At 42.7% G+C, this 13,751-nt stretch carries 11 protein-coding genes; 8 read left to right on the forward strand and 3 right to left on the reverse strand.

All coding sequences use genetic code 11. From position 1 onward, the window contains the following. Positions 1–54 precede the first annotated feature (54 nt). A complete protein-coding gene (gene folK / locus FQ608_RS15450; protein WP_158859140.1) occupies positions 55–555 on the forward strand; it encodes a 2-amino-4-hydroxy-6-hydroxymethyldihydropteridine diphosphokinase in 501 nt (166 codons plus the stop codon). Between the two features lie 10 nt (positions 556–565). Here folK and fabD read toward each other — a convergent pair whose 3' ends face one another. The 3 genes from fabD to FQ608_RS15465 form a co-directional block, all read right to left on the reverse strand. Beyond that, positions 566–1,441, reverse strand: coding sequence for an ACP S-malonyltransferase (gene fabD, locus FQ608_RS15455; RefSeq protein WP_158859141.1), 876 nt, complete (start codon positions 1,439–1,441; stop codon positions 566–568). A 99-nt stretch (positions 1,442–1,540) separates the two neighbouring features. After that, on the reverse strand, positions 1,541–2,167 hold the full coding sequence (locus FQ608_RS15460) for a carbonic anhydrase family protein (RefSeq protein WP_158859142.1): 627 nt from the start codon (positions 2,165–2,167) through the stop codon (positions 1,541–1,543). 279 nt (positions 2,168–2,446) lie between these two features. Next, positions 2,447–5,224 (reverse strand): T9SS type B sorting domain-containing protein, encoded by a 2,778-nt coding sequence (locus FQ608_RS15465; protein WP_158859143.1) that lies wholly within the window; start codon positions 5,222–5,224, stop codon positions 2,447–2,449. Positions 5,225–5,753: 529 nt separating this feature from the next. Here FQ608_RS15465 and FQ608_RS15470 point away from each other — a divergent pair. The 7 genes from FQ608_RS15470 (at position 5,754) to FQ608_RS15500 (ending at position 13,614) form a co-directional block, all read left to right on the forward strand. Then, positions 5,754–6,437 carry a succinate dehydrogenase cytochrome b subunit gene (locus FQ608_RS15470; RefSeq protein ID WP_158859144.1) on the forward strand — a complete coding sequence of 228 codons (684 nt, stop codon included), beginning with the start codon at positions 5,754–5,756 and terminating at the stop codon, positions 6,435–6,437. Between the two features lie 45 nt (positions 6,438–6,482). Beyond that, positions 6,483–8,417 (forward strand): fumarate reductase/succinate dehydrogenase flavoprotein subunit, encoded by a 1,935-nt coding sequence (locus tag FQ608_RS15475; RefSeq protein WP_158859145.1) that lies wholly within the window; start codon positions 6,483–6,485, stop codon positions 8,415–8,417. Positions 8,418–8,442: 25 nt separating this feature from the next. Beyond that, positions 8,443–9,192: a succinate dehydrogenase/fumarate reductase iron-sulfur subunit gene (locus FQ608_RS15480; RefSeq protein WP_158859146.1), complete on the forward strand. Its 750-nt coding sequence runs from the start codon at positions 8,443–8,445 to the stop codon at positions 9,190–9,192. 204 nt (positions 9,193–9,396) lie between these two features. Further along, the gene (locus FQ608_RS15485; RefSeq protein WP_158859147.1) at positions 9,397–10,824 is read left to right on the forward strand and encodes a sodium:solute symporter family protein; all 1,428 of its coding nucleotides are present in this window, start codon (positions 9,397–9,399) and stop codon (positions 10,822–10,824) included. Between the two features lie 16 nt (positions 10,825–10,840). After that, positions 10,841–11,281 carry a GNAT family N-acetyltransferase gene (locus FQ608_RS15490; RefSeq protein WP_158859148.1) on the forward strand — a complete coding sequence of 147 codons (441 nt, stop codon included), beginning with the start codon at positions 10,841–10,843 and terminating at the stop codon, positions 11,279–11,281. A 1-nt stretch (position 11,282) separates the two neighbouring features. Then, entirely contained in the window at positions 11,283–12,353 is a 1,071-nt protein-coding gene (locus FQ608_RS15495; RefSeq protein ID WP_158859149.1) for an alanine racemase, read from the forward strand. A gap of 229 nt (positions 12,354–12,582) precedes the next feature. Continuing rightward, complete coding sequence (locus tag FQ608_RS15500; RefSeq protein ID WP_158859150.1) at positions 12,583–13,614, forward strand: chemotaxis protein CheB; 1,032 nt, start codon at positions 12,583–12,585, stop codon at positions 13,612–13,614. The last annotated feature ends 137 nt before the right edge of the window (positions 13,615–13,751 follow it).

The raw sequence follows: 13,751 nt of genomic DNA on the forward strand, positions 1-13,751 counted from the left end.
TAGCGGACAAATTTAATCTTTTTCTGTTGAATTTATGATAATCAAATCCATAACATGGAAAATCATCAGGTAGTTTTATTGATAGGAGGAAATATGGGAAATCGACTCAACTATTTGACTCAGGCGGTTATGCAGTTAGAAGAGCATTTTAAGTTAATAAAAAAGTCAGGAATTTATGAGACAGAGGCTTGGGGGGGTAATTCTTTTGGCAATTATTTAAATCAAGCCTTACTTATGCAAACCGAAGCCAATGCTGTCCAGGTATTGGAATTGATCCAAGAAATAGAGCACAATTTGGATAGAAAACGGGAAAAGCGATGGGGAAACAGAACGATGGACATCGATATCCTTTATTTTGATAATGTGGTGATGGATACAACATATTTAAACATCCCACACCCCTATCTTCAGGAAAGGAAGTTTGTCCTAGTTCCGTTAGTTGAGATAATTCCCGAGTATGTGCATCCCATTTACAAGGTAAGCCAACTGGAATTACTCGCCCGGGTTAAGGATGCGTCAGTGGTCAAGAAGTGGCCAGAAAGTACCACCTCTTGATTCATCTGAATTATATACTTCGAACTTCAGCCTCTTTGTGAATTTTTTTCACTAACCCTTGTAAAACTTTTCCCGGACCACATTCGATGAAAGTAGTCGCTCCATCGCTTACCATTTGTTGCACAGACTGAGTCCATTTTACGGGAGCTGTAAGTTGACCAATTAGATTTTTCTTAATCGTTTCTAAATTGGTCACTCCAGTTGTGCTCACATTTTGGTAAATGGGACAGATTGGATGATAAAAGGGAGTTTCCAAAATCGCTTCTTGAAGTTTGATACGGGCAGGCTCCATGAGAGGAGAATGGAAGGCACCTCCTACGGGAAGCGGTATTGCACGTTTTGCTCCGGCAGCCAGCATTTTTTCGCAGGCTATTGTTACCCCTTTCACGCTTCCCGAAATGACCAGTTGACCAGGGCAGTTATAATTGGCCGGAACCACCGTCTCATCAGTGATGGATGCACATATTTGCTCAACTTGCTCATCGGGTAAACCCAATATTGCAGCCATCGTTGAGGGCTGACTTTCGCATGCCTCCTGCATCGCCAGTGCGCGTTGATAGACTAACTTCAACCCATCTTCGAACGAAAGAACTCCATTGGCTACCAATGCAGAAAACTCGCCCAAAGAGTGACCGGCGACCATGTCGGGATCGAAACTTTCAATTGTCTTAGATAAAATAACTGAATGCAGGAAAATGGCCGGCTGGGTCACTTTGGTTTGTCTGAGATCCTCATCAGTACCTGTAAACATGATGTCCGTGATAACAAACCCCAAGGTCTCGTTCGCCTGGTCAAACATGTCTTTCGCCATGGGGTTGTTCTCATAGAGATCTTTGCCCATACCCGAAAATTGCGCCCCTTGTCCGGGAAAAACATATGCATTCATAGATTCGCTTGAAAATGAAAATTAATAGTTCTGCTGAAATAAACCAAAGCTGAATTTAGAGGGATTGTACAAACCATCTACCAAGTTCAAAATCCGTTTTTAGCCTTCAAAAAACTCCACCTTGCCTGATTCAACGTCATAGTTTGCTCCCACGACGATCACTTTGCCGTCTTTCTCCATATCGGAAATTATTTGACTTCTGTCCCGGATTTCCTCAATTGCATTGTGAACATTTAGTTTGGCCACTTTTTCTACAAATTCCGAATTACTGCCACCGCGATCTTCTTTCACAGTTTTTTCCAATTCAATTGCAGGTTTTATCTTATGCAAAAGGGCAGTAATGTTCCCATCTTTTACCTTATTACATGCACTGGTTACCGCTCCACATTTTGTATGGCCGAGGACCAACACCAGTTTGGAGCCCGCATATTTTACAGCATACTCCATACTTCCCAAAACATCCTCATTGACCACATTCCCTGCCACCCGGACACTAAATATATCTCCCAGGCCTTGATCAAAAACTAACTCCGCCGAAGTCCGGGAATCAATGCAGCTTAAAATAACAGCAAAGGGCCATTGTCCTTCAGAAGTTTCATTGACCATCTGAAGTAAATTTCGGTTTGCCCGCAAATTATTGAGAAACCGGTGATTTCCTTCTTTCAAATATTCCAATGCATCTTGGGGGGTTAAACTGGCTTGGCTTTTCTTGTCGTGTGCTTTCATATCTTAATTAATGTTATTTATTTCTAGGTCTTTTATCTTTCCTAAGCTGATAATTACGGTTAAGTTAGGTAAAAAGTTCCTAATTCGATACCTACTCTTGAGCCTAAGGTAGAAATATTCCAATATTATATGAAATAACTTATTGTTAAGATGCAGACGGGATAATCTGAAAACCAGACTAAAGGAGTATGTCCAACTCCCTCCATTTCTTGTTTTTCACCCATTAAAAAAGGGGTGGAATTTATTTTCCACCCCTTTTGATTGCTTTTCACCGCTTGGTTACTTCATCAATTGGATCGTTCCTTTCAATTTCCGTTCCCGTTGACTTGCATCGAGTACATTGAACAGTACTGTGCCCGAGTAGAAGTAGGTGCCTGCCGGAAGGTCTCTTCCGTCCAAATCCCTACCGTTCCAGTTGATGTAAATATTGTTTTCGGTTGAAGACAAACTGTTGTATGAGTGTACAAGTACTCCCCATCGGTTGTAAATATTAATTTCTACCGCTTCGACAAAGCGTGGACAGCTTGGAAATGGATTGTCAAAGGCCTGAAACGTATCGTTGACATTGTCGCCGTTCGGCGTAAATACATTGGGCAGTTCGTAATTGGGACAGTTGTCAATACAGACGATATTGGATGGATCACTTTCATTTCCGGATCGGTCCACCGCAGTGAGATAATAACACCCCTTTAGATCCAGCAATCCGGTGATGCGTGTATTATTCTGAATGACTGCTAAAGTTGAAATAAGCTCAAAGGTCCCTTCATCTCCTGTAGGAGAGAAGTACAGCCGGTATCCATTGAGCTCCGTGTCACAATTGCCGGAGAAATCAGGCTCCCAGCTCAAGTCATGATAGAAATCACTGAAATTACAGGGTTTGTCGGAAAGGAAATCCACACATTCCGGGCCATCGTAGGCAAGAACTGGCGGACAGGGAAGGCGATCATCGTCAGGTCTTGCACACACTATCTGCGACTTATTTGCCAAAGGATATTCTAGAATATCGATATTATACACACCATTTGTGATGATGTAATAACAATATTCTTTTTCAGTATCCAGTGTAACCCCGTTGTGGCTGCCATCGTCAAGAAAAACAAATCCTGCGGTGGTTACATCCAATTCTCCGATCAGCGTGAAGGTTTCGTCATCATTGGCATCAGGGTCCGTACGATTTCGGTAGACCTGATGCGGATAAGTGGCTGTGGAGTTATTCCAGGGAACGTTGAAATCCCAGGTGAGCTCTATGGCTTCATTTATTATAGTCGGCTCCACCCGTACGGAAGAAGCCATACTCGATGTGTCAATTTTCTCCCCTTGAGAAATTAATCCAACTCGGTAATTATAAACAAGGTTTTCCGTATTTAACCCGGTGTCTGTAAACACCGTATCACCGGTAATAATCACCGAACTAAGATTTTGCATACCCATAAAACCTTGGGCTCGGATCAGTTCATATTGATAGGGTCCAGGATACAGTTCCTGGTCAATGTCGTACGGAGGAGTCCATCTGACGAGGATTTCACCATCATCCACATCGGTATCTTCGATACTTACATTGGTGATTAGTGGCACGTCCACATCTACTGTGATACAAATTTCCTCAGAAACTACGCTAAGTCCACTTCTTGGAGAAGGATAGGTGGCCACAAGCCTATAGCAATAGGTGTTGCCGGGGCTGAGTCCCATTCCCTGATTAGTATCTTTAAAATTAAACGTGTCGATATCAGTCGTGCCCACCAACTCATAACCAGCCCTTATACCTGTTTCACAGGAGTCGGGTTCATAGGGGTCGCTGTTAATTCTTCTCCAAATTTGTATGTCCTGCGCCGAACTACTGCATGAATAAGGATCCCACGAAATATTAGCGGATCTGCCTTGATCTTGAAAGATATCGTCGGTTACAGGGGGAGGGCCAATTACTGTAACGTTCCAAGTCTTGATATCCACTAGAGACGGCCCTGACGAAGGTTGGTCTGAGATCCGCACCCTTACCTGATATTGTCTGGACCGCACATGGGCACATACCGTCTGCCATTGGAAGTTAACGATACCAGGCGATGGTTGAAAAACAGAAAGAGGGCTATATGAACCGGGTGAGGTAGTAATCTCTATTGGGTCACCAAATACTTCGATCTTTATTGGATCTCCATCGGGGTCAAAACCCTGAAAAATTTCCTCTATGCGTGTACCTGCAACCACACAAATATCATCTGGCATGATCAATTCAGGCCGTTGGTTATCCGTGTTTTCAATGATGATCTGCATGTCACGCAATACATACCCAATACGTACCCATTCCCCATTTACCTGGCGCCACTCTTCTATCCGGAAAGCGACGTTATACTGACCTGCAATCCCGGGAGCATCCCAAATAAGGTCTCCCGTGACTGGATCCAACTCCAAGACAGGGGGAGTTGTACCGTTTTGTCTGGAAAAGCTAAATTCACCGGAGGCTGGACTTCTGTAATTGTTGACGGGTCGTTGGAAAGCTTGCTTTGGGATATCCATCACATATACCAACGAGTCCCCGTCAGGATCATACGCCCCTGGGTTGTGAATATAGGTTTGGTTCACTGCCCCGTTATCCACAGGGGGGATGGTCAATACGGGAGAGTTGTTTACACCCAAAAAGGGATCTATTCGGATAAGGGTTTCCAGATAAAACGGGGTGTCCACCGATTGATCCATATTCAAAGTGGCGGCATTTCGGTTAAACTCCAAAAACCGGATCGTATAGTTGCCTGGACCTTGATAGGTATGCAATATAACAAAAACGTTTTTTTGAATATTGTTGCCTAGAGTCTCAGTCTGAACAAACTCACTTTCAGTGTTTAAACGTTCTTCCCTTCCGTCCCCAAAATAAACGATTCCTGGACCAAATTCAACAGTTGAACGGGTGTCCGTGTACCCCACAACGGTAATACGGTAGGTTAATGTTTGCACTGAAACCCGCTCTGCAATGATCTCACCAGCACGAATGTGGGTGGCCATGGTTTGGGACACAATGAGGCTGAGAAAAAGGGTAAGCCCCAAAAGTAACTGTTTACGCTTCATTTGATATTTTTTTAGCTCCTACTTAGGGTTTTGTAAACCATAGGAATTGGAAGTCCCTAAAGCTACAACAGCAATTAATATTGACAATATCCATCTTCCAAACGGTTTTGGACAATTATGGTTTCTCTAAATTAGGGTATTGAACCCGACATTTTCAAATTAATATCAATTATAGCGAAAATATTTGATCTCCTAATCAGGAGAAGCGAAAGTCTTACCTAACTAGCAGATATGGTGTCCTTTCTGAAAAGCTAAATTTATTGTATTAACTGGCTGATTTAAAATTTATTGTAAAATATGGTGACATTTCTTAAGCCGTTCCCTGCTTAATCATTCAAGATATTAAACAATAAAAATGGTATTTCGGTTAGATTTAAAATCAATTCTTCCAAATAGGGGAAGGTTCCAGGTGTTATTTAGAACCTTTTAAAATAAGATTGATGGATTACTGATTGATTGTTTGCTATTGAATCCAAACGTAAATTTGGCATTTGAGTAAAATAATCCATTTAGACAAAGAAAATCATATATGAGTTGGGTAACAAAAACCTTAAACAGTACATTGGGCAGAAAATTGTTAATGGCCCTTACCGGTTTGTTTCTTATTCTATTTTTGGTGGTCCACCTGGCTGGTAACCTACAATTATTGGCAGGTGATGGCGGGGAAGCTTTCAATATCTATGCACAGGGCATGGCAGTCAATCCACTGATTAGAGGAGTTTCCATTATTAATTTTATTTTAATTCTCGTACATATTGTGTACGCAATTCTCCTGACCCAACATAATAAAAAAGCGAGACCAATTGAATATGCTGTCACCAACCCGTCAGCGAACAGTTCATGGGCATCCAGAAACATGGGTATCTTAGGTACGGTTATTTTAATCTTTTTACTGGTGCATCTTCGAGGGTTTTGGTACCGTTTGAAATTTGGCTCTCCGGATAAAGTCAACATCGATGGTGTAGAATACGACAATGCGTTTATTATCGTGGAGGAAGCGTTTAAAAACCCCTTTTATGCAGGTTTTTATGTGCTGAGTATGGTTTTTCTTGCTTTTCACCTGTACCATGGGTTTGGCAGTGCATTCCAGACGATTGGACTAAATCATAAAAAGTATTCTCCCCTCATTAAAAAGGTAGGGATTGGGTTTGCCATATTGGTCCCTGCTCTATTCGCTCTGATACCAATTGTTTTGTATATACAGAGTCTCTGAAACAATTCTTATGAAAATTGATTATGACAATAAATAGAAAAATCAATGATACTGGACGCTAAAATACCTTCCGGCCCTTTGGCCGAAAAATGGACCAAACATAAATTCAACGTCAAGCTGGTAAATCCGGCAAACAAAAGAAAATACGAAATTATTGTAGTGGGTACCGGATTGGCGGGAGCTTCTGCCGCAGCCTCCCTGGCGGAACTGGGATATAATGTAAAGGCATTCTGTTTTCAGGATAGTCCCCGGAGGGCGCACTCCATAGCTGCCCAAGGTGGAATCAACGCAGCGAAAAACTATCAAAATGATGGTGATTCCATCTTCAGGTTGTTTTATGATACTATCAAAGGAGGCGATTACCGGTCTAGAGAAGCCAATGTCTATCGTTTAGCCGAGGTTTCGGTAAACATTATCGATCAGTGCGTAGCTCAAGGCGTCCCTTTTGCAAGGGAGTACGGAGGCCTTTTGGCCAACCGATCCTTTGGAGGCGCACAGGTTTCTAGGACATTTTATGCTAGGGGTCAGACCGGACAGCAGTTGCTTTTAGGAGCTTATTCGGCATTAAGCCGTCAGGTTGCCAACGGGAAGGTGAAGCTTTTTCCCCGTACCGAAATGATGGATGTGGTGATCGTGGATGGCAAGGCCAGGGGCATTGTGACAAGAAACCTGATTACCGGAGCTATTGAGTCACACAGTGGCCATGCGGTTTTATTATGTACAGGTGGATATGGCAATGTTTTCTTTTTGTCTACCAACGCCATGGGTTCCAATGTAACTGCCGCATGGAGAGCACATAAGAAGGGTGCTTATTTTAGCAACCCGTGCTACACGCAGATTCACCCCACCTGTATCCCGGTATCAGGCGATCATCAGTCAAAATTGACTCTTATGTCTGAATCACTGCGTAACGATGGCAGGGTTTGGGTGCCAAAGACGATTGAAATGGCTGAGAAATTGCGCAAAAAGCAAATCAAACCTAAGGATATTAAGGACGAAGAGAGAGACTACTACTTAGAAACCAAGTATCCGTCCTTTGGTAACTTGGTTCCCCGTGATGTTGCCTCACGAAATGCGAAATATGTTTGTGATGAAGGTCGGGGAGTGAATGAAACCGGAGAAGCGGTATTCTTGGATTTCCGGGATGCCATCCTTCGGGATGGGGAGGATTTGGTAAGAAGTAAATACGGAAATCTGTTTGATATGTACCAGCAGATTACCGGGGAAAATCCGTACCAGACCCCAATGATGATTTATCCTGCAGTTCACTATACCATGGGGGGATTATGGGTAGATTATAACTTAATGACAAATATACCGGGTCTATATGCCTTGGGTGAAGCCAATTTCTCCGACCACGGAGCCAACCGCCTTGGCGCGTCGGCTCTCATGCAAGGATTGGCCGATGGGTATTTTGTAGTTCCTTATACTGTCGGGGATTATTTGGCAAACCTTCCAATCCAAAAAATCAATGTTGATCATCCGGAATTCAAGAAATCTGAGTCAGACGTGAAAGAGCGTATTCAAAAGCTCCTAACAATAAACGGTACTAAGACAGTTGATTATTACCACAAGAAATTGGGGAAAATAATGTGGAATTATTGTGGCATGGCAAGATCAGCGGATGGACTGATAAAAGCTAAGGCCATGATAAAGGAGTTAAAGTCTGAATTTTGGTCAAACGTTAAGGTGCTCGGAACAGGTGAGGAACTGAACCAGTCACTAGAGAAAGCACATCGGGTAGCCGATTTTATAGAGCTAGGTGAATTGATGATGGATGATGCATTGAATAGAAATGAAAGTTGCGGTGGTCACTTTCGGGAAGAATATCAGACTCCTGAAGGCGAAGCGCTTCGGGATGACGAAAACTTTGCCTACGTAGCTTCATGGGAATATAAGGGTGAAGGTATCGAAGAAGAACTCCACAAAGAAGAGTTGGTTTTTGAAAATGTGAAATTGACTCAAAGAAGCTACAAGTAATTAAACTACGAAAAGTAATTTAGGTATGAATCTTACATTAAAAATTTGGAGACAAAAAAACCAGTCTGACAAAGGTGGTTTTAAAGAATATAAAGTAACTGGAATTTCCGAGGATATGTCATTCTTGGAGATGTTGGATGTATTGAATGAAGAAATGTCCGAAAAAGGCGAAGACCCGGTTCATTTTGATCATGACTGTAGAGAAGGAATCTGTGGTACCTGTTCGCTGTTCATTAACGGCAGACCTCACGGGCCTCAGCAAACTACAACTTGCCAGTTGCACATGCGATCTTTTAAAGACGGGGATTCCATTACCATAGAACCTTGGAGAGCTAAGCCCTTTCCTGTTGTCAAGGATCTGGTGGTGGATAGAGGAGCCTTTGACCGAATTATTCAGGCAGGTGGGTATGTTTCTGTTAATACCGGTGGCGTACCTGATGCGAATGAAATTGCGATTCCCAAGATAATTGCAGATGAAGCATTTGATTCGGCTACCTGTATAGGATGTGGAGCCTGTGTGGCAGCCTGTAAGAATGGCTCAGCCATGCTTTTTGTTTCAGCAAAGATTTCGCAATTAGCCTTATTGCCGCAAGGGCAGGTGGAACGAAGAGAACGGGCAGAAAAAATGATTGCCCAAATGGATGCTGAGGGATTTGGCGCATGCTCCAACACGGGAGCCTGCTCGGCGGAATGTCCAAAAGAAATAAGACAAAGCAATATCGCACGGATGAACAGGGAGTATTATGCTGCTTCCGTGGTGACCGAGAATGTGTAAGCTGAAAATTAGATATCCTAATTCTGAAAAAGAGGGGCGGCAAATGTCGCCCCTCTTTTTTTGTACTATATGATTAATAAATGATATTGTAAGCCTCTTATCTCAGACTTGTTCGCTAAACTGGAATCTAATTGCCAATAACCCAATAACCCATAACCCATAATTCATAACTCATCAACCCATAAACCTATCAACCTATCAACCATGGCATATATCGACCTTCTCATTTTCATCATATACATGATTCTCATGCTTGGTGTGGGGTTTTACTTTATGAAAAGGAATACTGGACAGGATGATTATTTTGTAGGGGGTAGAAATGTAGGGAGTTGGCATATTGGATTGTCTGTGGTGGCCACAGATGTGGGTGGTGGATTTTCTGTAGGTCTTGGGGGTCTTGGGTTTGTGATGGGCCTTTCTGGGAGTTGGATGTTGTTTACCGGGCTTTTGGGAGCATGGCTCGCGGCCGTTTTTCTGATACCCGTAGTAAAGTCCTCTCCTGCATTTGAAAAATTCTATACGCTTCCCCAGATTTTTGATCATCTCTTTGATAAGCGGGTGGGCATAGTGGCCGCTGTGATATGTTTTGTGGGGTACTTGGGATTTACCTCCTCCCAGTTGTTGGCTGGTGCCAAACTTGCTTCAGGCACGTTTGATGGACTTCAGTTAAGTACGGCCTTGTGGGTTATGGGAGCAATTGCGGTAGTATATACCGTATTGGGAGGGCTTAAAGCCGTGATTTACACCGATACCATACAGTGGATCATCTTGTTGATGGGGTTTATTTTTATAGGCTTGCCCGTTTCCTACTACCATGTGGGGGGGTGGGAAGTGATTCAACGCACACTCCCTGCCGAATACTTTTCACTGACCAATTTGACTTGGCAGGATTTAGCCAATTGGGGCATTACTATTATGCCTATTTGGTTTGTTGGGATGACTCTCTACCAGCGCATATTTGCGAGCAGGGACGTGAAGTCTGCTAAAAAGGCTTGGTACATAGCAGGTGTTTTTGAATGGCCTATCATGGCTTTTATGGGGGTGTCGCTGGGTGTCCTGGCTAAGGTTGCATTTGAACTTGACATGATAGCAGTTGCAGAGGACACGCTCGATCCGGAAATGGGATTGCCCATCTTGTTGAGCACCGTATTACCTGTGGGCATTATGGGGTTGATGATGTCGGCGTATTTCTCAGCGGTCCTGTCTACGGCAGATTCCTGCCTGATGGCTGCCTCAGGCAATTTGACGACAGATATTTTTGGGAAGTACTTAAAAAATAAGTCCGATGCTACCGTTATGAGATTAAGTCAACTTTTTACCTTATTGATTGGTATTGTTGCCTTGTTTATTGCTTTGCAGATGACCAATGTGCTGGAACTCATGTTGTATTCATATGCTTTTATGGTTTCTGGACTGTTTATCCCCATTTTGGCAGGGCTTTTTTGGAATATGCGTTCACCGACTGCCGCATTAGTTTCCATGATTCTAGGGGGAGGAGTTACTGCAGGTCTATCCTTTCTGACTATTTCTCTACCATTTGGGCTGGATCCGAATTTCTTTGGCGTTTCAGCTTCTTTAGCAGCATTTTTGCTTGTATATAAGATTGAAAAGACAAAAAAACAGAATTTATAAATATAGTAACTAAAGCATGACACATATTGAAACACTATCAGCCATCGATAATGCCACCTATTTGCAAAAACTGGAGATAGCGGACTTTCTATTTCAACACTTGGATGAGTACGGTGATCCCCACGAGCATATTATGAATTGTCTCGACTATGCACTGGATCAAGCGGTGGATAAGGGAGGATTTGCAGTGTTGGCTCGGGAGGAAGGTAAAATTGTCGGTGCTGTGATAATAAATAAAACAGGGATGTCAGGGTATATACCCGATAACATCCTCGTCTACATTGCAGTGGACGCTTCTCAACGGGGCAAAGGACTAGGGAAAAAAATCATGACTACGGCGATAACCATGGCTAGCGGCGACATAGCATTGCATGTGGAGCCGGATAATCCGGCTAGAAAACTGTATGAGAAGTTGGGTTTTACCAACAAGTATCTTGAAATGAGACTTAAAAAATAATATGGCATTTCTGAATCTTTACCGTGAAAAACTTTTTGATAATTATCAGTTCCTAAAGGACCAGTTCGACCAAAATGGAGTGGAATGGGGCGTGGTGTCCAAAATTCTGTGCGGCAACAGGAAGTATATTAAGGAACTAATTAACTTGGGTGTGGTGGAAATTCACGACTCCCGAATAAGCAACCTAGCAAAGGTTAAGGAAATTAATCCCGACGTTCAGACAGTCTACATCAAGCCGCCGTCCAAAAGAAATTTGGCCGATATGGTCAAATATGCCGACGTGAGTCTAAACAGTGAATTGAATACCATCCGTTGGATTAGCGAGGAGGCGGTGCGGCAGGATAAGCAACACAAGATTATAATCATGGTCGAAACAGGTGATCTCCGTGAAGGAGTAATGGGAGACCATTTGTTGGATTTCTATTCCCAGGTTTTTGAACTGCCCAATTTGGAGATTATAGGTTTGGGGACCAATTTGAATTGCCTCAATGGGGTTATGCCATCGGCGGATAAATTGATCCAACTTTCCCTTTACAAACAGATTATCGAACTGAAATTTTCAAAGAAGATACCATGGGTTTCGGCCGGTACTTCGGTGACAATACCGTTGATGCTCCATAAACAGTTGCCCAAAGGGATTAACCATTTTAGAGTAGGGGAGACCCTCTATTTTGGTATAGATCTTTTTGAAGAGAAGTTAATTGAGGGTATGCATGGCGATGTCTTTGAGCTTTTCGCTGAAATCATAGAGATGCAGGAAAAACCATTACTACCTACAGGCACATTAGCCTCCAATCCTCAAGGCAAAATAGCCAAGCTGGATGAAAATTTGTATGGAAAAACTAGCTATAGGGCAATTTTGGACATTGGGCTGTTGGATATAGATCCCAAATACCTAATTCCAGAGGATGATGAATTTGAGATTTTAGGTGTAAGTTCCGATATGCTTATTTTGAACCTGGGAGAAAACCCAAAAAGCTATAAGGTCGGAGATTTGATTTCTTTCCGACTGAAATATATGGGTGCCTTGGCTATTTTGAATTCCAGTTATATAGAGAAAAGGGTGGTTTAGGTTTTTTGTAAGTTTGGTAGTAACCGGTAGTTCTTTGGGTGTTTTTATCGGGGGAATTTTTTTTAGAACATTTTATTTGATTGGGCGCATTTTCTAATTTAGAATCACCACCTACACCCCCCCCCGGAAAGTTTTAATTACTGATCTTAGTCAGAATTTTTTTAAAAACGTTGAACCATTTAAAAGGTTTGTGACCCAATAGGAAATTAAAAATTGGTGAATTAAAAGAATGAAAAACAAGGAAAAGGATGATAAGCCTGAGAAAATTCCTCAGGTACTTGTAATAGGGACATCTGCTGGGGGGCTTCACGCATTGAAAAATCTAATAAGCCAACTGTCCAAAGACTTCCCACTGCCGGTATTGATAGTACGCCATATTTCTCCCGATGCTACGGGTCGTATACTTTTGGATGAGCTTAATAAGTTAGAAACGCTAAAATGTCAGCATGCTATAAGCGGAAAGGAATTAAAACCAGGGCATTTATATCTGGCCCCGTCCGATCATCACCTGTTGGTTGGGAAAAACCAAAAAATGCTGGTGACAAAAGGTGCCCATGAAAACAGGTCACGTCCTGCTATTGATCCGTTATTTCGGTCGGCAGCAGTAGCCTTTGGGGCTGGTGTTATCGGCATATTGCTTACCGGTTATCTTGATGATGGAACATCAGGGATGAAAGCCATACAAAAATGCGGCGGGATATGTATTGTGCAGGATCCAGAGGAAGCGGAGTATCCGGATATGCCAAGAAATGCGCTAAACAACGTCAAGGTAGACTATTGCCTCCCCATATCTGAAATGGGTACACTGCTATCTACGATTATTCCGCGCAACCCTCAAAAAAGCAAACCTGTTCCTGACGATGTTTTGACAGAGGCTAAAATTGCCGAACGGGTATTAAGCGACTTGTCCGCTGTAAATAAACTGGGAGATCAGGTTCCTTTTAACTGTCCAGGTTGCGGGGGTGTATTGTGGAAAGTAGGGACCGATAGTGACCTACGGTTTCGTTGCCATACCGGGCATGCGTATACGGCAGCCTACCTTTTAGCAGAACAGACAAGTAAAATTGAAGAAACGATGTGGACAGCACTTCGAATGTTTGAAGAGCGAAAAAACCTACTGACGGAAATGGCTCGGGGAAACAAAGGTGTGGGTTCTAAATCAGCTCTTGAACGGGCAGAAATGTCCCAGGTTCACATTGATCGGATAAGAGCAATTTTGAAATCGACTGAAATGGAAAATGGAGACGATTTGCCTACCTGATGTAAGCTGTAGTCCACCACAATCCTGAACACTAGTTCCTTTATTTGATTTGAGGAGGAATAAATAAGCTTTGCGGGTTAATGGAAAGACAAAAACATTCAAGATTAAAAATAATCAATGGGATAAATAAAATGTGG

Source organism: Lunatibacter salilacus (assembly GCF_009797935.1).
GTDB lineage: Bacteria > Bacteroidota > Bacteroidia > Cytophagales > Cyclobacteriaceae > Lunatibacter > Lunatibacter salilacus.